The organism is Pirellulales bacterium (assembly GCA_036267355.1).
Lineage (GTDB): Bacteria > Planctomycetota > Planctomycetia > Pirellulales > DATAWG01 > DATAWG01.
The window spans coordinates 98,182-122,821 of the sequence record DATAWG010000073.1; the positions used below are offsets into that span (position 1 = coordinate 98,182).

General features: G+C 60.9%; 20 protein-coding genes. 11 read left to right on the forward strand and 9 right to left on the reverse strand.

Translation table 11 applies throughout. The features are described 5' to 3' along the window. The first annotated feature begins 139 nt into the window (after nt 1-139). The 5 genes from VHX65_11480 to VHX65_11500 all read left to right on the forward strand — a co-directional run bounded on the left by VHX65_11480 (nt 140) and on the right by VHX65_11500 (nt 6,891). Complete coding sequence (locus VHX65_11480; GenBank protein HEX3999163.1) at nt 140-1,264, forward strand: DUF1559 domain-containing protein; 1,125 nt, start codon at nt 140-142, stop codon at nt 1,262-1,264. A gap of 21 nt (nt 1,265-1,285) precedes the next feature. Next, on the forward strand, nt 1,286-1,981 hold the full coding sequence (locus VHX65_11485) for a hypothetical protein (protein ID HEX3999164.1): 696 nt from the start codon (nt 1,286-1,288) through the stop codon (nt 1,979-1,981). A 228-nt stretch (nt 1,982-2,209) separates the two neighbouring features. Next, nucleotides 2,210-3,598: a folylpolyglutamate synthase/dihydrofolate synthase family protein gene (locus VHX65_11490; protein ID HEX3999165.1), complete on the forward strand. Its 1,389-nt coding sequence runs from the start codon at nt 2,210-2,212 to the stop codon at nt 3,596-3,598. A 391-nt stretch (nt 3,599-3,989) separates the two neighbouring features. Further along, the gene (locus VHX65_11495; GenBank protein HEX3999166.1) at nt 3,990-5,105 is read left to right on the forward strand and encodes an SgcJ/EcaC family oxidoreductase; all 1,116 of its coding nucleotides are present in this window, start codon (nt 3,990-3,992) and stop codon (nt 5,103-5,105) included. Nucleotides 5,106-5,193: 88 nt separating this feature from the next. Continuing rightward, a complete protein-coding gene (locus VHX65_11500) occupies nt 5,194-6,891 on the forward strand; it encodes a hypothetical protein (GenBank protein HEX3999167.1) in 1,698 nt (565 codons plus the stop codon). Nucleotides 6,892-7,341: 450 nt separating this feature from the next. Here VHX65_11500 and VHX65_11505 read toward each other — a convergent pair whose 3' ends face one another. The 5 genes from VHX65_11505 to VHX65_11525 form a co-directional block, all read right to left on the reverse strand. Further along, nucleotides 7,342-8,628: a dihydroorotase gene (locus VHX65_11505; GenBank protein HEX3999168.1), complete on the reverse strand. Its 1,287-nt coding sequence runs from the start codon at nt 8,626-8,628 to the stop codon at nt 7,342-7,344. A 198-nt stretch (nt 8,629-8,826) separates the two neighbouring features. Then, nucleotides 8,827-9,789: an aspartate carbamoyltransferase catalytic subunit gene (locus VHX65_11510; GenBank protein ID HEX3999169.1), complete on the reverse strand. Its 963-nt coding sequence runs from the start codon at nt 9,787-9,789 to the stop codon at nt 8,827-8,829. Nucleotides 9,790-9,997: 208 nt separating this feature from the next. Next, entirely contained in the window at nt 9,998-10,741 is a 744-nt protein-coding gene (locus tag VHX65_11515) for a class I SAM-dependent methyltransferase (protein ID HEX3999170.1), read from the reverse strand. A gap of 139 nt (nt 10,742-10,880) precedes the next feature. Further along, nucleotides 10,881-12,845 carry a BatA and WFA domain-containing protein gene (locus VHX65_11520; protein ID HEX3999171.1) on the reverse strand — a complete coding sequence of 655 codons (1,965 nt, stop codon included), beginning with the start codon at nt 12,843-12,845 and terminating at the stop codon, nt 10,881-10,883. Nucleotides 12,846-13,037: 192 nt separating this feature from the next. Next, nucleotides 13,038-13,559, reverse strand: a complete 522-nt coding sequence (locus tag VHX65_11525; protein ID HEX3999172.1) for a phosphatidylglycerophosphatase A — start codon at nt 13,557-13,559, stop codon at nt 13,038-13,040. A 225-nt stretch (nt 13,560-13,784) separates the two neighbouring features. Here VHX65_11525 and sthA point away from each other — a divergent pair, with 225 nt between their 5' ends. Next, entirely contained in the window at nt 13,785-15,191 is a 1,407-nt protein-coding gene (gene sthA / locus VHX65_11530; protein ID HEX3999173.1) for a Si-specific NAD(P)(+) transhydrogenase, read from the forward strand. Nucleotides 15,192-15,405: 214 nt separating this feature from the next. Here sthA and VHX65_11535 read toward each other — a convergent pair whose 3' ends face one another. Further along, nucleotides 15,406-17,196 carry a hypothetical protein gene (locus VHX65_11535; protein ID HEX3999174.1) on the reverse strand — a complete coding sequence of 597 codons (1,791 nt, stop codon included), beginning with the start codon at nt 17,194-17,196 and terminating at the stop codon, nt 15,406-15,408. A 143-nt stretch (nt 17,197-17,339) separates the two neighbouring features. Beyond that, entirely contained in the window at nt 17,340-18,440 is a 1,101-nt protein-coding gene (locus VHX65_11540) for a trypsin-like peptidase domain-containing protein (protein HEX3999175.1), read from the reverse strand. Nucleotides 18,441-18,671: 231 nt separating this feature from the next. Here VHX65_11540 and VHX65_11545 point away from each other — a divergent pair, with 231 nt between their 5' ends. From VHX65_11545 to msrA, 3 genes are all read left to right on the forward strand, one after another. Beyond that, entirely contained in the window at nt 18,672-19,064 is a 393-nt protein-coding gene (locus VHX65_11545; GenBank protein ID HEX3999176.1) for a helix-turn-helix domain-containing protein, read from the forward strand. Further along, nucleotides 19,061-19,369, forward strand: a complete 309-nt coding sequence (locus VHX65_11550) for a carboxymuconolactone decarboxylase family protein (GenBank protein HEX3999177.1) — start codon at nt 19,061-19,063, stop codon at nt 19,367-19,369. The genes VHX65_11545 and VHX65_11550 overlap by 4 nt, the downstream gene beginning before the upstream one ends. Nucleotides 19,370-19,524: 155 nt before the next feature. Next, the gene (gene msrA / locus VHX65_11555; GenBank protein ID HEX3999178.1) at nt 19,525-20,133 is read left to right on the forward strand and encodes a peptide-methionine (S)-S-oxide reductase MsrA; all 609 of its coding nucleotides are present in this window, start codon (nt 19,525-19,527) and stop codon (nt 20,131-20,133) included. 73 nt (nt 20,134-20,206) lie between these two features. Here the strand turns inward: msrA and VHX65_11560 are convergent, their stop codons facing one another. Beyond that, the gene (locus VHX65_11560) at nt 20,207-20,518 is read right to left on the reverse strand and encodes a hypothetical protein (protein ID HEX3999179.1); all 312 of its coding nucleotides are present in this window, start codon (nt 20,516-20,518) and stop codon (nt 20,207-20,209) included. Nucleotides 20,519-20,912: 394 nt separating this feature from the next. Between VHX65_11560 and VHX65_11565 the strand changes: the two genes are divergently transcribed. Together VHX65_11565 and VHX65_11570 are read left to right on the forward strand one after the other, a co-directional pair. Continuing rightward, entirely contained in the window at nt 20,913-21,839 is a 927-nt protein-coding gene (locus VHX65_11565) for an HDOD domain-containing protein (protein ID HEX3999180.1), read from the forward strand. A 305-nt stretch (nt 21,840-22,144) separates the two neighbouring features. Then, nucleotides 22,145-22,708 (forward strand): tetratricopeptide repeat protein, encoded by a 564-nt coding sequence (locus tag VHX65_11570; GenBank protein ID HEX3999181.1) that lies wholly within the window; start codon nt 22,145-22,147, stop codon nt 22,706-22,708. A gap of 339 nt (nt 22,709-23,047) precedes the next feature. On the opposite strand, the gene VHX65_11575 is transcribed toward VHX65_11570, so the two are convergent. Next, nucleotides 23,048-24,379, reverse strand: coding sequence for a hypothetical protein (locus VHX65_11575; GenBank protein HEX3999182.1), 1,332 nt, complete (start codon nt 24,377-24,379; stop codon nt 23,048-23,050). Nucleotides 24,380-24,640 lie beyond the last annotated feature (261 nt).

Below are 24,640 nucleotides of genomic sequence, written 5' to 3' on the forward strand. Positions count from 1 at the left end.
AGGCGAGCAAAGAACCGGTTGACAGGCCGAGTCGATCGGCTAGAATCGGGCATTCATTTGATACTGAGTCTCAATTGCATCAAGGATTCGGCGATTCGTTTTTCCCGCAAGAGCCCGAATTCAACATCGGAGAAGTGCCATGTCACTGCGATCGCCTCGGAAAGGTTTCACGCTGGTCGAATTGCTCGTCGTGATGGCGATCATCGCCTTGCTGGTCGCACTGCTATTGCCGGCCGTTCAGTCGGCTCGCGAGGCGGCGCGTCGGGCTGCTTGCCAAAACAACTCGCATCAGTTGGCTTTGGCCACATTGAATTTTGAAAGCGCTTACGGCTATTTCCCTCCGACTCGCACCTTGGCGTGGAACACCTCCACCAGCAAAGCTCTCACGGGCGGCTCCTGGAGCACGCTGGCTCGCATCCTGCCATTCATGGAAGAGGGGGCCGTCTACAAGGCGATCGATTTTTCGCAAAGCCCCGGCAGCTACACGTTGCCAAATGGCGTGGTGCTGCAGACCGTCCGCATCGCCAGCTACATTTGCCCCTCGGAGCAAAACGACACGATGGCTATGGATACTGCGGTCACTCCGGCGACGCCCGCCAGTTATCCGGCCAACTATGCGTTCAACCTCGGCACTTGGCTCAGCTACGATCCAGTTGCCAACACCGGTGGCAACGGCGCGTTCTTCTGCAATGCCCAGCTCACACCCGGCGCTTTCGTCGATGGAACAAGCAAGACTCTCATGACCGCCGAGGTCAAGGCGTTCCAGCCGTATGTCACACTTGCCGGCTATACCGATGCCACCATGCCGCCGGCTCCGACCCCCGGCACAACTGGTGCTACGCCCGCCGGAGTGCTCGCCACCTTGTCGATTCCCGGCACCTCGTCGTTCCGGCTCGGGCCAAGCCTGCAGCAAAACACGGGACACGATGAATGGGGCGACGGCCGTACGCCCCAGGCTGGTTTCACGACCACGTTCACCCCGAACACCGCCGTCAATTACACCTACACCGACGGCAACATCTACGACGTCGACTTCGACAATCAGAACGAGGGAACCTCGAACACGAACCCGACTTTCGGACCAGTCACCTCGCGCAGCTATCACATCGGCGGCGTGAACGTCTCCTACATGGATGGCTCCGTGCATTTCGTTTCGAATCTGGTGGATTTGGCCACTTGGCAAGCACTGTCGACCCGCGCCGGCGGCGAGATTATCATGAATTCGAATCTGCTGCCGGTCCAAGGTGAATCGCAAGGCGAATAGTTGGCAATCGGGTGAAGTCCAATGTCCTACATCACTAGAACCCGGGTATCGCACCATCCCGTATTGGGCCGGCGTGCCCTCTCGGAACGAATCGCGACTCCCATCGTCGGCGTGTTGGCGCTGAGTTGGCCAGCGCGGGTTGCTTCACTCGCTGGACTGGCTGCGGCGATGGCCTTGGCTGTCGCCGTCGCCGGCCATCTTTTCGGCGGCTGGTCGATCGGCTTGTGGGGCCGCGGCATGCCGGCCTCGGCATCGGCACGCGCGCCGCTGTTCACCAAAGCATGGCTCGCCAAGGACAAAGTGGCGATGAGGCAGTTCGTGCGTTCGGCCGACGAAGCGAAGCTGGGGGCATGGATTGCATCGACGCCAGTTCCGGCAGCGTTGGCCGGGCTTCCGCCGTCGGATCTCGCGATTAAGACCGTCTCGGTCCACCGGGACGACAACGACGGCGCCATCCTCGATGTCCAAATTTCCGCTAGACTCTCGGAGGCGGCTAGCCCGACGGCGACCGCCGCTGTCGTGGAGTATCAAACCTGGAATTGCTCCGGAGATAAGTGGTATTTCTCTCCGGAAAGACCGCCAGTCGCCATCGCCCAAGGCGCGGGTTTGTCGCGTCCGGCAGCCGCCACGTCGCCAGCCGCGCCGTCGGGAGCCAAAATGAACCGCGTGCCGAGCCCGCCGCGACCGCGCGGCGACGTCGATCTGGATTGCCATTAAACGTGCAGGCAGTGCGCCCCGTCGCGCTTATTTCGGGAAAACAAAGCATCTCGACGGCCAGAGTTTTCACGGGCGGGCCGCCTCGCTTTCGCGTTGCAATTCGTCGGGCGGGGGCTAAATTAGCGGCTTGGCCCATGCCGTGTTTTGCCGCGAGAGCGTATGCAGCCCATCGCCATATCTTCACCCGCGCCGGAGGCTGCGCCCTCTCCGACCCGTTACCACGAAGCGATGCAGTTTCTCCTCGGACGGATCGATTACGAACGGAGCACGACCGCACAATCGCCGCTACGCGAGTTCCGGCTCGACCGCATGCATGAATTGCTCGGCCGGCTTGGAAACCCTCAGCAAATGTATCCGACGATCCACGTGGCCGGCACCAAAGGGAAAGGTTCTTGCGCCGCCATGACGGCGGCGACCCTCACCGCGGCCGGTTATCGCACGGGTCTGTATACGTCGCCCCACCTGGATCGGCTCGAAGAGCGGATCATCATCGACGGCCAGTATTGTTCGCCCGAGGCGCTGGTTTCGCTCGTGCATCGTGTAGGGCCGATCGTCGCGGCGCTTGATGCTGTGCCGGGGATCGAGCCCGACCGGTCGTCGTCGGATCATTTAGCGCCGACATGGTTCGAGATCACGACGGCGATGGCGTTGTTGCATTTCGCGGCCGAACAGGTCGACATCGCGGTGGTTGAAGTCGGCCTGGGGGGGCGGCTCGATTCGACCAATGTCGTCCATCCGCTGGTGTCGATCATCACCAGCATCAGCTTCGACCACATGAAGCAACTTGGTTCTACTCTCGGCGCAATCGCCCGCGAGAAGGCGGGCATCATCAAGCCGGGCGTGCCGGTGGTCAGCGGAGTGATGAACGTCGAAGCGCAAGCCGCGATCGAAGAGGTTCGCTTCGGCAAGGATGCACCGATCATTCAACTCGGCAGAGATTTTGATTATCGCTACCAAGTGCCGCGCGATCTCGACCAAAGCGAGTCGGCTGGCACGATCGATTTTTTGATGCCGACCAGCGGCGGCATTGTCCGCTATGCAGATTTGCGGCTCGCGTTGGTGGGCCGACATCAAGCCGCCAATGCGGCGGTGTCGCTGGCGGCGATCGAGCAGATTCGCGCCTGTGGCTGGCAGATTTCCGAGTCGGCAATTCGCCGGGGGCTCGCGGAAGTGCATTGGCCGGCGCGCGTCGAGATCGTTCGCCGGCGGCCGGCTGTCGTGGTGGATGCGGCTCACAACGTCGCTTCCGTGGCCTCGTTATTACAAACGCTCGACGAGAGCTTTTCGACGTCGGCGCCGCGAATCTTGATCTTTGCCACCACGCAAGACAAACAGGTCCGCGAAATGCTCGAATTATTGCTGCCACGGTTCGATCACGTTTTGCTGACGCGCTACACCACCAATCCGCGTAGCGTTTCGATCGACGAACTGGCAGCTCTGGCATCGTCGATCTTTGCAACGCCGCACGAGCTCTGCGATACGCCCGCGTTGGCTTGGCGCCGCGCATGCGAATTGGCGACCGACGATCATCTGATTTGCGCGACCGGCTCGTTTTTCCTCGCCGCCGAACTGAGAGGGGTGGTTCGGGGCGAGGGACGAGAGGCGAGGGGCGAGTAACGGCCGGACGGAAAAAAAACCCTTCACGAATCTCGCGCGCAGCGACGGCGCCTCACGGCCCTCCCAGGGGTTAAATCTTATCAAGGCGACCGGTCGGATCGAATCGCGTTTCCCTCGCTTCCTATAATTGAATAGGGCCGATCAGAAACGGATCAGAAACCGTGGCGGCCTGTGGAAAACTCTGCGGTTTCGGAGTCCAATGTGCACGTTCTTTGCACGCTTGACGGCGTGGAAATCGCTAGCGTCTCGGAACTAATCTATTTGGCCAACCCGATTCTTGGCGTATTTTTGACTTAAATGGGGCGTGTGGCTCGGGCATTTGGTCCCGCTCGGCATCTAAGTTGCAGCCGCCTGAAAGACTTCTCGAGTTTCCGGAATGAAAGGAATTAGCATGCCACCATCGGCCACGCTGACTCGACCCATCTGCATCGGTGCGTTATGTGCGATTACGGCTGCTGGCATCGCGCTCGGCCAGGCCGGAGGTGCCGCGGAGCCGGCTGGGCAAACACAATCGACGCAAATACAATCCACGCGGCCGCAATCGACGCAGCCGCAAGCAAATGCTGCGACCCAACCGTCCGGCCAGTTGGCGAACGCTGAAGAATCCGCGGATGAAACGGCAATTCGCGCAGTCGTCGCAGCATTCAGCAAAGACTATAACGCCGGCGATGCCAAAGCGATCGCCTCGTTGTTTATTCCCGAGGGAGAAATCGTCGCCGAAGACGGAACGACGCACCAAGGCCGCGACGCCATCGAAGCGGAGTTCGTCGACATCTTTAAAGAACATCCGAAGACGACGATCAAAGACGATATCGCGAATATCCATTTTTTGAGTCCCACCTTGGCCGTCGAAACCGGCACGTCGCTGGTTACTCACGATCGTGAACAACCCGCCGAGCGGGAGCGGTATGAAGCGGTTCACGTCAAACAAAATGGCCAATGGCGGATGGCGACCGCTCGCGATTTATCGGAAGAGCAACCCTCCGGCGTCGATCAATTGCAGCAATTGCATTGGCTGATCGGCGACTGGATTGACGAGAGCCCCGACTCGGTGGTCCACACGTCGTATCGCTGGTCGGACGATCATCACTACATCCTCGGCGATTTCTCGGCGAATTTCGAAGGCAAAATGGCGATCAAGGGGACACAGCGCTTCGGCTGGGATCCGCTGGCAAAAACGATCCGCTCTTGGTCCTTTGATTCCGAAGGAGGCTTCGTCGATGGCACGTGGACCCATGAAGGCAACCAGTGGATCATCAAGACTGCCGGCGTTACCAGCGACGGCAAAGCGGCCTCGTCAACCAACTACCTCACGCATCTCCACAAGCACCGCATGACGTGGGAATCTCGCGATCGGCTGGTGGGCGGCGAAAAGACTCCCGACATCGGCCCGATTACGATCGTCCGGCAAGCGCCGGCCCCGGGTGTTTCGACATCTCGATCGTCTGCGCCGAAGAAGGTGCCCGAGAGCAGCACGGCGACGCGGACCAACACCATCGGGCAATAGCCGGACAGCTCAATCTTGAGAGGCTCGAATTCCAACGAAGACCAATACCATCGGCGGTTGTTTTTCCGACCGCAAGCAAGGTGCAATTATGAATACTTCAATCACGACAGTTCCCTTGGCGAATTCGATTCGTCGTTTTTCGTTGATGCTGCCCGCGGCAATTGTGATGGCGGCTGCCACGGCGTTTGCCCTTCGGCCGGCCTTTGCCGCTCGTGGCGGAGAACGGGGGGGCGGCGCACATTTTAGCGGCGGCGGAGCCCACGTCGGCGGCGGGGGCGAACATTTCGGCGGCGGCGCTCGGTCCAGCTTTGGCCATGCACCGACTTTCAGCACGCCCCATGTCGCCCGCGCCCCGGAATTTCACGCGGCACCGCACGAGACATTCTCAAGAACGAACGTAGCCCGACCAAATGTGTCCCGGCCCGCACTCGAGAATCATCCGGAATTCGCACAACGGCCGGCAATCGAAGGGCGGCCAGACACGATCGGCCGGATCGGCTTGGATAACCATCTGCAAAACCACTACGATTTCTTCGGCCGCCCCGGCATCGCCGATCATTCGGCACTTGGTGTTCGTCCATCGTACGTCAATCATCCGGAGTATTTCAACCGCGGTGCAACCGGGCGGACGGGAGTCGTCGCCGGCGCTGGAGCAGTTGGTCGCAATCCGCTTTTGGGCTCGTGGTATCACGGCGATTGGCACGGCTCTTGGGGCAATGGCCGATACCATTGGTATGGCCGGCCGGCTTGGTGGTGGGGAAATAACTGGTGGGGGGCCGGTTATTTGCCTGGCTACGCGGCTTGGACGATCCCCTGGAACTGGGGCTACTGGTCCTATTACAACCCCTATTACACCGCTCCCCTGACGTTCGGCAGCACCGTCGTCGATTATGCGCAGCCGATCGTTTTGGCCACTCCGCCGGCCGGCGTCAACCAGACGACAGCGCAGGACCAAGCGATGCAGTCGTTCGCGGCAGCCCGAGATGCATTCATGAATGGCGACTACCGACAGGCGCTCACGCAGGTGGACAACGCGATTGGCCTGTTGCCGAACGACGCCGTGTTGCATGAATTCCGCGGCTTGACACTGTTCGCCTTAGGCGATTACCGCCAGGCGGCAGCCTCGATCTACGCAGCGCTTTCGGTCGGCCCGGGCTGGGATTGGACGACGCTGAGCAGTTTCTATCCAGACGTCGATGTTTACACGCAACAATTACGGGCGCTCGAGCAATATGCCGGTCAGCATCCGAACCAGCCCGACGCTCGGTTCCTCCTGGCCTATGAATACCTGACCTGCGGTTACGTCGATCAGGCGATTCCACAGTTGCAAGATGTCGTTCAGCTCAATCCGAAAGACCAACTCGCGGCCCAGCTTTTGGCTTCGCTCACGAATCCGCAAACAGCATCTCCCGGCGAGACATCGACCGGCTATGTGCCGCTGCCGGGCGGCTCCACTGGCTCGGCAGCTCCGGGCGAGCCAACCCCTTCGGCCGTGCCTGTGAGCGTGGCGGCGCTGACCGGACGCTGGACGGCAACGCGGCCGGATGGCGGCACGATCGTCTTGAATCTCGGCGGCGATTCGAAATTCGACTGGAATTACACCGCCGGCGGCCAGTCGCACAACTTTGGCGGCGGATATTCGATCGCCGACAACTTGCTGATCCTGAAGCAAGGCGATTCGCCCGCCATGGTCGGACAGGTGACGATGTTGAATAACCGGCAATTCAATTTCAAAATGCCGGGCGACAATCCGAACGATCCCGGCCTCACGTTTACGCGATCATAGCTTGTATTGACCGGCGGCTAGCACCTTGCCGCTCGCACGACTGGCCCTGAGCGGGGCAACGGCCTAGTGCGGCGTCAACGCTGGAGTCTGGGATGATCAAAGCGATTCGCCCGACGATTTGCCGTCTCACTACCGACCCGCGATCTTTTGATGTGGCGCAACACAAACCCGAAGCGTAAGCGAGGGAGCGCCGCAACGGCGGCATCGTCTCGCTGGAGACGGCAAAAGCCGCATGCACATTGGATGATCGCGTTCGCGAGGGCCAACCCGCAACGGAGCGCATCCTCGCTTACGCTTCGGGCTTGTGCACGCGTGCGATATCGCTAATGGCGTCGTCTCGCTGAAGACGGAAAAGCCGCATGCACATTTGGATGATCGCGTTCGTGAGGGCGGCCCGCAACGGAGCGCTCCCTCGCTTACGCTTCGGGCTTGTGCACGTCTTCGGTATGCCTAAACCGCGTCGCGCGCAGTGAATTTTATTCTGCCGCCGACGATGACCGTGTCGGCCCTGCCGCGGAGATTCCAACCGGCAAACGGCGTGTTGATGCTCTTCGAGCGGAATCGCTCTGGATCGATTGTCCAGCGCACGTCGGGATCGATCACCGTGATATCGGCATCGGCGCCGATCGCCAGCGTTCCTTTGTCGATCCCCAGCACCCGGGCCGGGTTGATCGTCATCTTGGCCAGCGCGGTGGGCCAATCCAGATGGCCCGGCTCGATCAGCCATGTAGCCACGAGTGCCAGCGACGTTTCCAAGCCGACGATGCCAAACGGCGCCTTGTCGAGCTCGAGCATCTTCTTTTCGCGGGCATGCGGGGCATGATCCGTGACGATGCAATCGATTGTTCCGTCGGCGAGGCCGGCGATGCACGTGTCGACATCGTGCGAATCGCGTAGTGGCGGGCTCATCTTGAAGTTCGAATCGAACGTGCGCAGCGACTTGTCTGTAAGCACGAAATGGTGGGGGCAGACTTCGGTCGTCACGCGCACGCCGCGCGATTTTGCCCGGCGAATCAATTCGACGCTGCCGGCGCTCGAGACGTGCATGACGTGGATTCGCCCGCCGGTGGCCTGGGCCAGCGAAATATCGCGGCCGACCATCACGTCTTCGGCCGCCGCCGGCATTCCCGGCAGCCCGAGCAGCAGCGACACGAGCCCTTCGTGCATCACGCCTCCGACGGTCAGCTCGCGCACCTCGGCGTGGTTGAGGATCGGCTTGTCGAACATCAGGCAATATTCGAACGCCCGACGCATCAGTTCTGAATCGTAGACCGGCGCTCCATCATCGCTGAAAGCGACCGCCCCGGCCTCGACCAACTGTCCGATCTCGGCGAGTTGTTTCCCTTCGCGCCCTTTGCTGACGCAGGCCACGACGAACACATTGCAATTGTCGGCCCGTGCGGCTTGATGGCGGACAAACTCGACGGTTGCTTGCGTGTCGATCGGGGGCTCCGTGTTCGGAATGCAGGCGACGCTGGTAAATCCGCCGGCCAAAGCGGCGGCCGTGCCCGTGGCGATTGTCTCGTCTTCTTCGCGTCCCGGCTCGCGGAGATGCACGTGCATGTCGATCAGGCCCGGCGACACGATCTTGCCGGCGGCATCGACAACGACATCTTGTCCGTTCGGCAGCACATCATACGCAGCGATCTTGCCATCGCGCACCAACAGATTGGTAATTCGATCCATGCGTTGGCTGGGATCAATCACGCGGCCATTCTTGATGAGAAGCGAGGGCATCGAAGGCTACAGGCTTGAGGGGTTAGGGGAAAACGTGCGTGCCACCGGTGAACTGTTGCAGGCATGCTCCCTGTGCCGTCTGCGCTCCACAGCGGGTTGCGCACAGAGCGCGCCGACGGCATACGGAGTATGCCTGCTACTTTGGTTGCGGCTCCGCCGTCTCGGCCATCCGTCTGCTGCGGCTACGTTCGCCAAGCGTTATTCGCTTCCGACGCCGGTGATTAGCCATAACACTGCCATCCGCACTGCCAAGCCGTTGGTCACTTGTTCAAGGATCAGCGAATGCGGGCCATCGGCCACGTCGGGCGTCACTTCAACTCCGCGATTGATGGGCCCGGGCGCCAACACCAAAATATCTTGTTTCGCGCGGGCCAATCGCTCGCGGTTCATCGTATAGAGGAGAGCGTATTCTCGAACCGAAGGAAACGGCCGCGTCGATTGCCGCTCGAATTGAATCCGCAACAGATTGAGCACATCGCACCGCGGCAAAATGTCGTCGAGCTTGTACGACACTTCGATGCCCAATTCTTCCCACCGCCGCGACACCAGCGTGGACGGCCCGCAAACGATCACATGCGCCCCGAGCTTTTTCAGTCCCCAGATGTTCGACCTTGCGGTGCGGCTATGAGCGATGTCGCCCACCAAGGCGACCGTGAGACCGGCAATGCGGCCGGCTCGCTGGCGGATGGTGAGAATATCGAGCAGGCCTTGCGTGGGATGTTCGTGCGAGCCGTCGCCGGCGTTGACGACCGAGCAGCTTAGATTCTGGGCCAGCAATTGCGGAGTGCCGGGCGTGCTGTGCCGAACGACGACGACATCGACGCCCATCGCCTCGATGTTTCGCCCCGTGTCGATAAACGTTTCGCCCTTCGAAAGGCTCGAGCCGGAAGCGGAAAAATCGATCGTGTCGCCGCCGAGCCGCCGGGCCGCGAGCGAAAAACTCGTCCGCGTGCGCGTCGAATTCTCGAAAAACAGGTTGGCAAACGTTTTGCCCGAAAGCAGCGGCAATTTCTGTTGGCAGCCGCCGGTGGCCTCGCGCATCGCCACGGCGGTGTCGAGGATTATGTTAATTTCGTCGGCCGAAAGACTTTCGAGATCCAACAGATGACGTCGCGTCCAAGCCGCCGGGACGGCGCCGATTTCGAACGTGGCGATGCTCATGGATCAAAAGAGCCGCTTGGGTGATGGCTTCTGGATAATTTTGCCACGGCGACGATTCTAACATGCTAGCGGTCGAGCGGCGAGGGTGAGGCGAGAATTGGGGGATCACTGGGCGCGCGGAAGCCCAGGGAAGGCCCGGAGGACGCGATGCAAGAGGAAAACAGCGCCGGCGGCCTTCCCTGGGCTTGGGCGGCGCCCCGTGCGGCGATCACTCTTTCACAAGCTCGACGCAAATTCCGCCGGCGCGGAAGAGCTTGTGAACCTGCGTGAACCACAGTTCCTTCCGCGGGATTAACCCCAGCTCGTGGCAAACACGCAGCAGCTCCGCGCGATTGTAAGTGCGGCAACACCAGATGCGACTCGTCCAAGCTCCGCCAAAACTGTCTTCGGTCGTGAGCAATAGCATCTTGCCGCCGCGAACCATCACCCGCGCCAGCTCGGCCAACCCGATCCGCGGATCTGGCAAATGCTCGAGTACATAGCCGCACGTGACGCAATCGAACATCTCATCGGCCAGCGGCAACCGCGAAAGATCGGCCACGACGAATCGCGGCCAAGTGCTTTTCAAAATCCGCCGCGCCCGGCGAAGCATTTCCGGCGACAGATCGATGCAGGTGATCTGGGCATCGCGATCGGCGTATTTCAGCAGATGTCCGGCGATCTGGCCGGCGCCGCTGCCGACATCCAAGATCTGCCGGCAACCATGCAGATCGAATTTTCGTTCGCGCAGCAGCCGTTCGCCGAGCGGCTTGTGCAGCGAAAGAAAGCTGCACGTGGCCAGCAGGGCTCCCTTTGGTCCGGCGTAGACGCTGCGCACTTTGTCGCGATATTCATCGGAACTGACGCGCTCGATCGAGCGGTCTTCCAGGAGCATATTTACGACGTTTTTGCGGCGCTGCGGGGCCGTGGGTGTTTGTTGCGGCGGAGCCGTCGGTGGCTGTTGCGGCGGCATGGCGATTTTCTAGTGCGAACGGGATCGTTCGCGGCCAAATGAGAAATGGTCAAAACCGCCGAAACCCCAGCAGCACTTTCTATACCGGCCCCCGCACCTCTCAACTCCTCGTCCTGACACCTAACCCGATTCCCTCACCCTATACGTACACACGCCGGTTGTAGATATACCACTCGAATAACAAAACGCCTAGTGCGGCGAGGAGCAAAATTCGCCACAATTCGCGTCGTGCCGGCTCCCAATGCCTCCGTCCGTCGACTTCGACATTCCCGATCTTCATCGCTTCGTCGCTGCGAGCGCGGATGTCGCTCTCGTTCGGATCGAAGAGATTCACGGAAAACCGATGAATCGTCTTGCCCGCGGAGCGAACTTCGTAAACGCCCAGTTCGTCGGTGCGGCTGAAATGGGACGCGTTTTGTCGCCCCGCGGGCATCTCGAACGCACGGCCGCTGGGCGTCACGACCACCCATGGCCCGCCCCCATCGGCATGCAGCGCTGCCGTTTGCCCCGGCCGATAGGTCGATCCGATCGCCGCCTCGCGATTGCTGCCGAAATATTGCAAAACGTTCGACAAAAACACGGGGAAGCTAAGCTTGATCGGCCAAGTCGTGTTGGCAAACGTCTCTTTTTTTTCGACCGAAATCAGCTCGAACCCCAGCACCGCATCTTCGTATCCCTCGCGGGAAGCGATCGCCAGCAGCGGGCCCTTGTTGCTGTCGATCAGCCAGACGCTTCCGGCCGGAGGCTTCAGCGGCCGGCCCTCCATGATGTCGACGTCGCCAAGTTCCAACGACTGCATGATCGGATGGGCCCGATCGGTGTCGATGATCTGCGGCTGAACGGCGTTTTCGCCCGCGCCCCATGTAGGGAGCGGCGGCAGTGTGCCGATGAACAGCGTATTGGCTTGCGGCATCTGTTTCGGGGCGCAACGGTCATAGATGATCAGATCCAGCGCGCCCGACGCCGCTTGCTTGCCGTAATCGGGCGTATTCAAGAAGGCGGTCTTCGCTTCGCTCACGTCGGCCAATTGCCGGGCCGCCCGACCCGTCAACGCTCGGCTGAGCGGAACATCGCCGGGCGTAATCAGCAGCACGCGTGTCCGCCGCGGCGGATTTACCACCGCCCAGGCTTCGTTGTCTTGGGCCAGATAATCGCCTGGCGACAGGGCCAACCGCAGCACGCCGCTCTCGACTTGGTCCGCCGCGAAGGCCTCGCTATCCGCTCCATTGGCCGGGATTTTGACGTCCCGGGCATCGACCAGATTGCCGTCCAATCGCAGCTCTAGCGACACCGAGGCATCCGTCGAACTGTGATTCTCGAGTCGCGCAAAGGCCTGCAATTGATCCGGCTTGTCTTGATTTCGCTCGGTGCTGAAACCGACGATGCCGACATTCCCCGCATCCGCATTGCCGATCGGCTCGAAATAGGGCGTCAGGTTGCCCAATGAAAAACCGCGCACGTCGGGAAACCGCCCGTCGCTGAAGATATAGAGCTTGGCGGGCAGTGGCTCGGCCACTTGCGTGCCGCTTATTTCCGTGGCGCTGCGGCCCGGATTGGCCAATCCCGAGGCCAGATGCAACGCCTCCTCGAGCGATGTGCCGTGGTTCGTCGGTTCGATGGCGGCCAGTGCGCGCCGCAGTTCTTGGATACTGTCGGTATAGCCTTGTTCGACTCGGGCATGATCGGAGAAGCTGATCAGCATTGCCTTGTCGCCGCTGTTCATTTCGTCGAGCATTTGCCCGACGCGGCGTTTGGCCTCGGCCAGCCGATTTGGCGCTACATCGGTGGCGCTCATGCTCGCCGAGGTATCGACCAGGAAGATATACCGCCCGCCGCTAAGCCGGTTCGACCGCCAACTCGGTCGCAACAGGGCGAGCATCAACGCGGCGACGACGACCAATTGCAGAAGCAGCAATAGATTCCGCCGCAGCCGTTGCCAGAGGGTATTGACGGTCAGATCGTCGATCGACCGCTTCCAAAGAAACGTGCTGGGGACTTCGAGCGGCTGGCGGCGGAGCCTGAGAAAATACAGCGCCACCAGCGCCGGCGGCACGGTGCCCAACAGAGCCCATTGCCACCAGGAAAGCATGTTGATGAATTCCATCGTCGGAATCTCGCACGTCGGTGGCAGATCTGCTATTTCGCAAAGCCTGTCACCCCGTCACGCTCGCTAACGCTTCGGGCTAGTATGACGCTGGCAAACGCTCCCGACGCTTCGGGTCAGTATATGCACACTAGCCCGAAGCGTTAGCGAGGACGCGCGGCGATACCGCGTTCTCTTGCCGAAAAATATTGCTCATCGCCAAATCGATCCAAACAGCCCGAACCAATGCAAAAAGTGCAACACAAGACACGCATACGCGGCGGCGGCCCAATCGTCGGCCATGATGCCGAGCCCGGTCGGCAGCCGTTCCAATTGCCGAGCCGGCGGCGGTTTGCTGATGTCGAAGATTCGATGCAACACGAACCCCACCGCCAAAATCGGCCACTTGCCCACCACCGCAGCGGGCACGAAGAAAAACACGATCGGCATGCTGGCGATTTCATCCAACACGATCGAGCCCGGGTCTTTGCGTCCGCCCATTCGCCGCGCAGCCGCGGTGCAAATCGGAACTCCCGCCAGGCAGATCATCGCGGTCAAGGCGATTTGCATCCAAGGCGACGGGAATTTGTGGATGCCGCACGCCAACGGCAATCCCAGGAGCGCGCCCCATGTGCCCGGCGCCCACGGAATCCGTCCGGTCCAAAGCCCTGTCGCCAAGACGACCGACGGAGCCGTCCAAGGAATCCCCGCGTGATCGCTTCGTTGAGTTTCCATCGTGTCTGGATGCTACCGCCCCGCGCCCACGCGCACAACGGACAACCCATGAAACCGCAAGCGAGAGGCCTTCTCGATTCGTGTGGAAACCCGTTTGCGGTTTCGCGCGTCCGTCCTCCGTCCCCTCACCCTAACCCTCATCTAGTGCCTTTCCCGATCCTTTCGTATACTGCTCGCCTGGATTCGATTTTCGCGGAAAAAAATCCTCAGGACGAGGTAACGAAAATGGTCGCACCCCCGGCTGGCCACTTCGATGTGTTGGTCATCGGCACCGGGCCCGGCGGCGAAGGGGCCGCCATGCAGGCCGTCAAACACGGCAAACGTGTCGCCGTGGTCGAACGATTCGAGCGGATCGGCGGCGGTTGCACCCATCTCGGCACCATCCCCAGCAAAGCCCTCCGTTATGCGATCACCCGGCTGACCGAGGCCAATCAAAATCCGCTCTATAAAGCGGCTGGGGTGGCAATTCATGCCTCGTTTGCCGATTTGCGGCGCGGCGCGCGCAGCGTGATCGATCGGCAGGTCGATATGCGGCGCGGGTTCTACGATCGCAATCATGTGCCGGTGGTCTCCGGGCACGCGCGCTTCGTCGATCCGCATCGCATTGAGATCGCAGGTCCGCACGGCGCCAAACAGCAGATCACCGCCGATGGATTCGTGATCGCCACCGGCAGCCGCCCCTATCGCCCGGCCGACATCGACTTCAACCATCCGCGCATCTTCGATAGCGACACCGTCCTTGGCCTGGAAGAAACGCCGCAATCGATCACGATCTACGGCGCCGGCGTGATTGGTTGCGAATACACGACTATGTTTCGCAACATGGAGTGCAAGGTCAACCTGATCAACACGCGCTCCAAACTGCTCGAATTTCTCGACGACGAGATCATCGACGCTCTGGCATATCACATGCGCGATTTGGGCGTGCTCGTGCGGCACAACGAGCAATACGAGCGCGTCGAAGGGCGCGACGACGGCGTCGTGCTGCATTTGAAAAGCGGCAAGCAACTCAAGACCGACATTATTCTTTGGGCCAATGGCCGCACCGGCAATTCCGACAACCTGGGCCTCGAGGAAATCGGGATCAAGCCCGACGCCCGCGGCTTGATCTCGATCAACGAATCGTATCAGACGGCCGTGCCACATATATACGCGGTGGGCGACGTGATCGGTTTCCCTTCGCTCGCCAGCGCCGCCTACATGCAGGGTCGCTTCGCTGCGACGCACTTGATGACCGGGGCGGGCGATCACGTCATGGTGCGCGAGTTTCCGACGGGGATTTACACCAGTCCGGAAATCAGCTCGCTGGGGCGCACCGAAAAGGAGCTAACCGACCAGAAAATTCCCTACGAAATCGGCCACGCGCTGTTCCGCAGCCTCGCTCGGGCCCAAATCATCGGCCGCACCACCGGCATGCTCAAGCTGCTCTTCCACCGCGAAACACTGCAAATCCTTGGAATCCACTGTTTTGGCAGCAATGCGTCGGAAATCATCCACATCGGACAAGCGATCATGTCGCAACCCGGCAGTGCGAATTCGCTGCTGTATTTCATCAATACGACGTTCAACTATCCGACCATGGCCGAAGCCTACCGCGTCGCCGCCCTCAACGGCTACAACCGGCTATTCTGAACACGGGCGGAAGGCAGAGCAACCACGAAAGACGCGAATGCGAAGCGAGGGGAACCACGGATCACGCGGATGAACACGGATCCAAAGCGGACGATTAGTTCGTCATTCGGTCATTCGCGCTTCGTCATTCTTAAAGCCCTCGTCATTCGCTCATTCGTGCTTGCCGCAATTTCCATCGGAATTTGAGCTACCGTTTGGCAGCTCCCGGCCGGTTCTATTCTTCCGCGGCGCTCGTTCGGCCGCTGGCGACGTCGAATTCATACACCGCTGGAATCAGCATTGCCGCGGTCGTGAAACCGTAGGCCCCGACGACCACCAGAAACACGCCCAGCGTTTGTTGCTGGAGAAAGCTGGTGATGGCGACGAACGTCAGCGTCGGGCAAGCGATCGATGCCAACCCGATTGCGGCAGACGGATTGCGATGTCCTAGCGCCACGAACATGCTGATCCCCCCGCCGACCATGAACACGAGGAAGGGCGCCAATTGCAGTTCGAACGAGCCGCCGAACGACATCATGATTCGCATGCAAGTGGCGATGCCGACGAACAGGAAAAAAACCATGCCCAGGCTGACGGCCACCGCGTGCCGCGAGTTTATGTAGGTCAGGCCCGCGTGGACGCCAAGCGTCGCGACGAAGAGATCCGCGATCGCCAGGGCCACGATCAGATAGAACGCGTTTTCTGCCGTAGTCGCGCCCGCCAGCCAAAGATAAATGCAAAGCGCCGCCGGCAACACGATCATTTCCTTGGCGACATAAAAGACCCCACCCAGTTTGCCGAACAGGAACTCGGCGGGCGTCAGATCGGTCACGAGCAACAGGTCGAGAGCCCCGAGATCGCGTTCTGTGGTGATCGAGGTGACGGCCAGCGCATTCACCAAGATCAAGCTGAGCACCAGAAGCGGCGCGAGGGCCAAGGCAATGGCCCCACGATTGGGCAAATCGACGGTGGCCGCCGCGTGGACGCCCAGCGCCGAAAGAGCGGCCAGCACGAGATACGCCACGCGAATCGCCAGCACCTTGCGGCCATAAGCCCAGGTGCGGATTTCTCGCCAGATAATTGGGTTGTCCCAAACGTGCCGCGTCGGCTGTGGCGCGGCATGCGGCGAAGGAGCGAGCGATGCATCAGCCGCTTGAGAATCGGCCGGCTTGTGGAAAACATCTTCCCCGGCAGCTGTTTGCAATTGAATTTCGCGCGACGGATTCCACACCCGCACGCGCAGCATTGCCAAGGCATTGGCCGCCACCGTGATCAATGCCGCGACGCCGAGAAACAAATGGGCGGGCGATCCGTAGCTGCCGATGACGGCCGCTTGCCCGACGCTCGGCCGGGCGGCAATCAACACCGCCCGCCATGGGCTGATGGCCTCGCCCCAGGCGGCCGCCGAAATGCCATGCCATCGTACTCCCCATCCGCCGGCCGCGATCAGCAGTTCCGCCGCGGCGAGCCAAAACATCAGCAAGAGAAACACCAGCGCCAGCGTCTGAAACGTCTTTTCCCGCCACAGCGCAAACGTCGACCCGATGCTGCCGGCCGCGAGCGCCGTGGCCAATGTCACGGCAAACACCCAACCGATTTGCGGAAGCGACACTCCGCCGAATAATCCGATCAGCATGAACAAAGGCAGCGCGGCCATCAGTAGCACCAAAACTTGCAGCAAGCTGGAAAACAATTTGCCGAGCACGAGTTCGCTGTTCGACAGCCGCGTCATCAGCAGCAATACGAGCGTGCGGCGATCTTTTTCCTGGGCCACCGCGCTGGCCGTCAACAGCGCGGAGAAGAACAGCACCAGCGCCAACTGGAGCGGCGCGAGAAGTTGAAATACGGTCGCGCCGAAGCGGGCCATATCGCCGACATTGCGCACGTCTTGCGTGCCGGTGAGCAATAGCCATGCGGTGCAAACCAGCGTTAGCAACGCGGCCACGTAGATGGCTCGGGCAACGTAAAACCGTATCCGCCGCGGGGCGGTCACGAGTTCGCGCGTAAACACCGGCCCGATAAACAATCCCGCCTCGCTGCAAATTAGCTCGTTGCCTGGCGGCCGACGCCGCTCTCCAGCCGTTCATTGTCGCTCGCGGAGCCGAACGTTCAAGCGGTGAACGGAAAATCGACGTGCCGGGATTTGCCAGCAGTGACATCCGCGCCGTTTCAGCGCGATTCCGCGGGCACGACTTCCAGAATCAGCTTCTCGGCTCGCCGCACGAGCGCGATCGACATCGGCCGTTCGACCCGGGCCTCGGTCAGCAGGCGATGCAGATCGTCGATGCCGGTCAGTTTTTCGCCGTCGAATTCGACCAGCACATCTCCCTCCTTGATCCCGGCGCGCTCGGCCGGGCTGTGTTCTTCGACCGAAACAACGAGAATCCCGCTGTCGGCGAGCAGGTTGTGGAAGCGGATCAAATGCCGCGGCACCGGCACATCCTGCCCGGCCAAGCCGAGATAGCCGCGCCGAACTCGGCCGTCATGGATCAGCTTCCCGGTGACGAACTCGGCCGTGCTCGAAGCGATCGCGAAGCAGAGTCCTTGCGCCGGCAGCAGCATGGCCGTGTTGACACCGATCACTTCGCCGCGCGAGGAGACAAGCGGCCCGCCCGAGTTGCCCGGGTTCAAGGCGGCGTCGGTTTGAATGACGTTGTCGATCAAGCGGCCCGAGCGTGCTCGTAGCGATCGGCCGAGCGCGCTGACCACGCCGGCCGTGACTGTGAACTGAAAGCCGTACGGATTGCCAATGGCGATCACCAATTGGCCCGGCCGCAATTGCTTCGAATCGCCGAAACGAGCCGGAGTGAGATCGTTCGATGCGACGCGCACCACGGCGAGATCGGTCTCGGGGTCGCTGCCGACCAGATCGGCCCGCATGCGCCGGCCGTCGGCGAAGATTACTTCGATCTTCTCGGCGCGGTGGACGACATGATCGTTGGTCAGGATGAAGCCATCGGGAGTGAACACAAAGCCGGAACCATTGCCTGACATCCGCGGTCGACCGGAGCGGCGGCCTTGCCGGCCGCTGGGTTCGCCGCCGCGATGTTCGCCGCCGTGGCTTGCGTGTTGGACTTCGATATTCACGACCGCCGGACCAACCGTTTCCGCGGCTCGGATCACGACTTGCGAATACGCGTCGAGCGCTTCGGCTTCGCTTGCTGCGGGGTTGCCAGGCAACCGTGGCAATAATTGGCCGCTCTCCTCGCCGCGTTCCGACGGCAATGAGCTTCCGGATGGGTCAGACAATGAATGAAATCGGCTGGTCATAAAAGGTTCCTTTTGAAATAAGCGGCTTCAATACCCGCCGCTCAGAATGTTATAGTGACGCGGCGGCGAGGAAAGAACGCACCGCCGAGTGCGATAGTCACCGCAAGGAAACGCAGGCAGTAGAACGGACGACGAAAGCGACGCGCGAAACCGCAAGCGAGCTTCAATACTGATTGAGCCGGCAGCGCGCTCTAATCCCTCACCCTCACCCTCACCCTCACCCTCACCCCGATGCCCCTTTCCACTTGCCCTGCCGAGCGGACGCTTGCCGTGATCGGCGGCCGGTGGAAGATATTGATTCTGTGGCACTTGTTTCAGGGCACCAGACGTTTCAACCAGTTGCATCGCGGCTTGAAAGGCGTATCGCAGAAGGTGCTCACGCAGCAACTGCGCGAGATGGAGCGCGACGGGGTCGTGCACCGCGAGGTATTCGCCGAAGTGCCCCCAAAGGTGGAATATTCGCTCACACCGCTGGGCGAATCGCTTCGCCCCGTGGTCGAAGCGATGTGCCAATGGGGAATGCAAGGCCACGAATCGGAATGCAGTCCCGACGATTGCCCTCTCGACGGAAATCCCGAATTCCTCGCTGGCCACAAAAACCCGCAAAAGGAGACGATCCCATGATCCAATACGACATGGCCAATCTGAAGAAAATCAAGAAGATGGCCGAATTGGCCCCGGCCGCGATGAAGGCCTATCAGGCATTGGGCGAAGCGGCGACTGCCGACGGCGCGATTCCGGCCAAATACAAGGAATTGATCGCCGTGGCCGTAGCGATGACGACGCAATGTCCCTATTGCATCGAGTATCACAGCGCGAAGGCCAAAAAGATCGGCGCGACGGAGCAGGAAATCGTCGAGGCGGTGCTCGTTTCCGCGGCATTGCGAGCCGGTGCTTCGGTGACACACGGCACGCACGCGATCGACTAATCGACACAGCGATGCTCGCCCCTGAGGCTTCCGCCCGCCGGCCAATATTGCCGGCTCGCCGCAGTCGTTTTCCTGGCCGAGCCTAGCGGCATAGAATGACGGCAGAAACCGTCGAAGCCCAGCCGCCGTTCCGCTCATTCCGCAGGAGAACTGCCATGACTGCCCGACCCTCGGACGATTTGTCCTCCACCAACAACGCGGCCGAGTCGAATGAAAGGGCGTCAACGGCAGCAAGCTCAAATCTCGGGGATTCAGCAAAATCCACGGATGCTTCGGCGAACGCGGCAAGACTGCAGACGGCCACATTCGGCGCCGGCTGTTTTTGGGGCGTCGAAGCGGAATTTCGCCGAGAGCCCGGAGTGGTCGACGCCTCCGTCGGCTACGAAGGCGGAACCATGGTCAACCCGACGTATAAGGATGTTTGCACCGATCGCACCGGGCATGCGGAAGTGGTGCAAGTGAAATTCGATTCGTCGCGGGTGTCCTACGAGCGATTGCTCGAATTGTTTTTTGAAATGCACGATCCGACAACGCGAAACCGGCAAGGACCCGACTTCGGGTCGCAATACCGCTCGGTGATCTTTTATTACACTCCCGAGCAGCAGCGCGCCGCGGAAGAAACAAAATCGCGGCTCGACAAAAGTGGCCGCTTTGCGCGGCCGATCGTCACGCAAATTGTTCCAGCAGCGGAATTCTATCGCGCGGAAGAATATCACCAGCGCTATCTCGAAAAACGCGGCGAGGCGAGTTGCCACGTGCGGTGAATATGCGCAAATGGGCGCACAGCAACGTTGAGCAGGGGCACCGACCACGAAAGCATATTCCCTTGCTAGCGATTCAGACTCCTGGGCCGTACTCGGCTGGCGCGAAGGCGATCAGGAACCATAGCGATAGCCCGAGCATCAATAGCGCGACGATCGCCGGGTGAGGCGGCGGTGTGCGACCCGACGCAAGCCGGCTTGCCGACATTGGCGCTTCTGCCAGGCCACTGCCCCGCCAGCCGTCGGTTCGTTGCCAACCATCAATGGTTCGCCGCCACGGCGAATCGGCGGGGGTCGGAGTCGACGGCGCAATGGATTGGATGTCGAGGCGTGCGCTGCCAAGCACCACACATTCCAGCAACAGCAACAAACAGATCGCCGTGCGCAAGGCTGCCTCTCGGAAAAAGGGCGGTGAAGAGTCCGGCGGCCAGCACCGTCGCCGCACGGTTGCAGCCAATCAGCAAGCAACCGCCGGACCACTATTTCGAGGCGCGCGACCAGGCGCGCCGTAAAGATCGATGCGGAAACTCTTTGCGCCGATTTTTCCGCATCTCCGATGATGGTCTGCGTTGTGGTTTGCACACGCCATCGCTGCAAAATCGCCACGCGTTTCCCAAAATGCCCGCCGAGGCCGAGTTTTGCCCAAAAGGTTTGCTGAAGCGGCAGATATGGCGTAAGGTTGTCGGAGCACAGAATAGCGAGATTATCCGACGCGCCCGGCGTGGCTCGGGCAAGGCGCCGCGTTCTTCCGAAACCCGAGAAATCAGTCGAAGGCTGACCCGATGAGCAACCCGACCGCTCCCTCCCAGTTCGATCTTGGCCGGATTCTGCAAACGGCGCAACTGCCCGCGCTGCCGCAAAGCGCGATCAAGCTGCTCGAGCTGTCGCGCGATCCTGACAACGGCCCGCCGGAATTCGCGGTGCCGATCGAAGCCGATCCGGGCTTGGCCGGACAGATTCTCAAATTCGTGAATTCATCGTATTTCGGATTCTCGCGCGAGATCAGCAACGTGCGAATGGCGATCACGCTGGTTGGCATCCGTACGATCAAGAACTTCTCGCTATGGAGCGCCGTGTTCAGCCTGTTGCCGAACCCGAAATGCGGACCCTTCGATTTGAAGGCCCTGTGGCAGGATTCGTTGCGGCGGGCGCTGTTTTCGCGGGCGATGGGCAAGCTGCTCGGGCTGAAAGAGGCGGAGGAGGCATTTTCCGCGGCACTGTTGCAGGATATGGCGATCCCGCTTCTTGCCAAGGAATTGCCGGAAGAATACGTGAAGCTGCTCGAGGCCCGCGAAGAGGGACCGCGACGGCTATCGGATCTCGAACGCGAGCGTTTCGGCTGGAACCATGCCGAAGCGGCGGCGACAATGGCCCGAAAATGGAAGATGCCCGAGGCGTTCGCCGACGTGCTCTACCGCCACACCTCCACCCCGCATGGACAACCCACGACGCCGGCGGAGATGACGCAATTGGCCGTAAGCTTGTCGGCACTGCTACCTGCGGGAAGCGATGCCGGCTGGCATGAGTATGCCGAGTTCGAAAGCGTCTACACCCGGGTATTGCCGCAAGGGCCGACGGTGGTGGAAATCCTGGACCGCACGGATCGCGAGTTCAAGGAATTCGCGCCGGTGTTGAAGCTTGCGGCTCCGGCCAAGACGCTTGCGGCTTGGCACAAGGAAGCGCGGCAAGCGGCCGAGGTCGTGGCATAAGGTGACGTAGCGAAGCCGGTGCTGTCGATTCGGGGGGGTGCCCAATAGCGCCGTGTCCAACGGCGCGGCGGGGGGCGCAAAAGAGAATTTTGCCGGCCCGTTTGCCGACTCGTTTTCGCTTTTGCGGCTCTGCTCTTCGCGCCGGTTTGCCTTTTCGCTACAACACGGCCCACAGGCGGCTTGTGGTCTTCCGCGATTTGGACCACCGGGATTTGGCTTGCAGTCCCGGTTGGCTACAATGTAGCAGAGGCAAAGTGCGGATCGCGCACTGGGCGTTTCCAAACGGGAACATGGAGCACGCCGCCGTGGTTGCGGTCGAACGAATACGCCGGCAACAGATCCTTCGCGAGGCCGAAGGCTATCTGGAACTGATCGGCCTGTTTGGTGAAGATTGGGTGCCGGCGGCGCCGATTCGTCGGCGTCTAGCCCAACGGTCGCTCGACACGTTGAGCCGGCTTGCCGAGCGCAGCACTCCGAATCCGCAAACCTTCTTGCTCCGCGGATTGGCTTTTCGAGCCGCCGAACAATATGCCGAAGCCATCGAGCCTCTACAGGCCGCCGTGGCCGGCGATCCGAATTTGATCGATGGCTGGCTAGCGCTGGGCTGGTGTTACAAGCGGAGCGGCCGGCTTGAGTTGGCGATCGAGGCGCTGAAACAATCGCTTCTCGTCAGCCCGGATCAGGGCATCATTCACTATAACCTTTCCTGCTATTGGAGCTTGGCGGGAAACGTTTCTTTGGCGCTACATCACTTGGAGCGAGCGTTGGCGCTCGACTCGGATTTTCGCTCCCTAGCGGAGCGCGAGCCGGATTTCGATCCGATCCGCAATGACCCCGGCTTTCGGAGCCTGACGAGCGTGATCGTTTAGCGCGGCCGGCGATTCGCAGCGAATCAGACGCGCTCAAGGGCAAGCGCAGCGCCGGCCCTTGCGACTTGGTTCGCGACTCGCTTGCGGTTTCGGCCCGGCCAAAAAATAACTTCCGCTTTTTGGACCTCTCGCCCTACTCTCTCCCGCAAGGGGAGAGGGGCCTGTGGAGAAGTTATTTTTCGGCCAAGCCTTCGCGTGTCCGCCGTGTTCTCGGCGTTCGCCAAAAAAAGAACCCCGGCCGACGGATCATTCCGCCGGCCGGGGCAAATTGGGAACGAAAGTTTTTGAACGGATTCCGCCTTGGATGTCTCTCCCGGGTGGATACGAACGATCAAGAACTTACCAGCAGAACTGCACGCCCGCGAATCCGCCATGGAGGACCAAATCACCGTTGCTCTTCACTTCTTCGAAGTCGCCTTGTCCAGCCAGGTAGAACGGAATCTGATTGTCGGACAGGGCCAGGCCCGACGCGACGACTAGACGATAGCCGAGCGTTGCCGACCAGCGGCAATTGAAATCGTAGGTGAGGCCCAAGTCGGCCTGACCGATGAACGCGACACCCTCTTTGTGACCCGAGTAATTGAAACCTTGGACACCACTGCCGCTGTACAGGCTCGAAGTCGTCGACATGTCGTTGCCGTAGATGCCGCCCTTCGTGCCGAGGAACAATCCGCAACGATTGCAGAATCTCCAATCCAAGCGGTTACCGACCTGGAAACCGGTCAGATCGTTCTTGCAGCGGATCTCGAGGTTGGCTTGATCCGCGCCCCCAGCTTCGCCGTAATAGTCATTGGCGGCAACCGAGGTCCAAAGCAGATCTTCATCGAAGCGGAAGTAGCGGAAACCGGCCATCCACGACGACGACACGCCGCAGCTACGATCCGCTCCGCACGGGTTGTAGCACCAGTTGATTTCGACGTTGTTCACCTGATCATTGCGCTTCAACAACACCTCATCGGCGTGGGTGAAGAAGCTGTCCGCGGTTTGGGTGCCGATCATCACGTTGCCGACGGTGGTGTCCATCGGGGTGCCGAGGTCGTTGGGGCCGCTGATGCTGGCCGAGCCATTCATGTTCCAAACACCCCAGTACGTGGCCTCGATGCGGCTGTCGCAGCCCAAGCAGCGGCCGATGGTGAACTCGGCGCCGCCATCCCAGCCCGGTTTGGCTTGGGCGGTGTTCAGCACCTGATCGGCATTGTTCGTTTCGTTGTAGGTCGTCCAGTAGCGGTTCGGCTGCGTGCGGGTCATGACGAGACCGCCCGCGTAGCCGTACCACGGATTGCAGCAGCATCCGCATTCGCCGTTGCCGCCATAACCGCCTTCGCAGCCGCAACTCGACGACGGTTGCGTGGCGCCGCAGGTTGGTTCGCTCGAATAGCTCGGAGCGGTCGCGACCGAAGGCACCGAGTCGTCGGTCGCCGGGGGCGGAGCCGGTTGATTCGTGTTGGGATGAACGATCGCCCCTTGCGGGTTTTGATCCCAGCTCGAACCGCTCGGCGAGTTGTAGCTGGTGCTGACCACGCCCGTCGGCGCGGCGCCGGTATTCCAACTGGACGAGATTTCCGGCAGCGGAAGCGCCGGACCCGTTCCATAACCGGTCGGGCTCTGTGCCCACGCGGTCGTGGCCGTTGCACCGATGGCCATTGCCAAAGCAAACTTGGTGATTCTCATCTTCTACACTCCTTTGGGAAACACATTTCCATACTGCCGATGGCCGAGCGGAGCCGGGGGCGAGAGATCGCCAGACGGATCGCGCGGTCACGGGCAACCGTGAGAGATGGGAAATCCGTTCCCGTACGCGTCAATCCTTTGTGCAAATTAGGGATCGTCTGGAGTGGGGCGAGAATGTGCGGGATTCTGCGCCCCGCGAACGAAGAATCTTCAAGTCGATGACGGTGCAATCGCTGCCGATGGTGTGTCGCGCATGGTGGG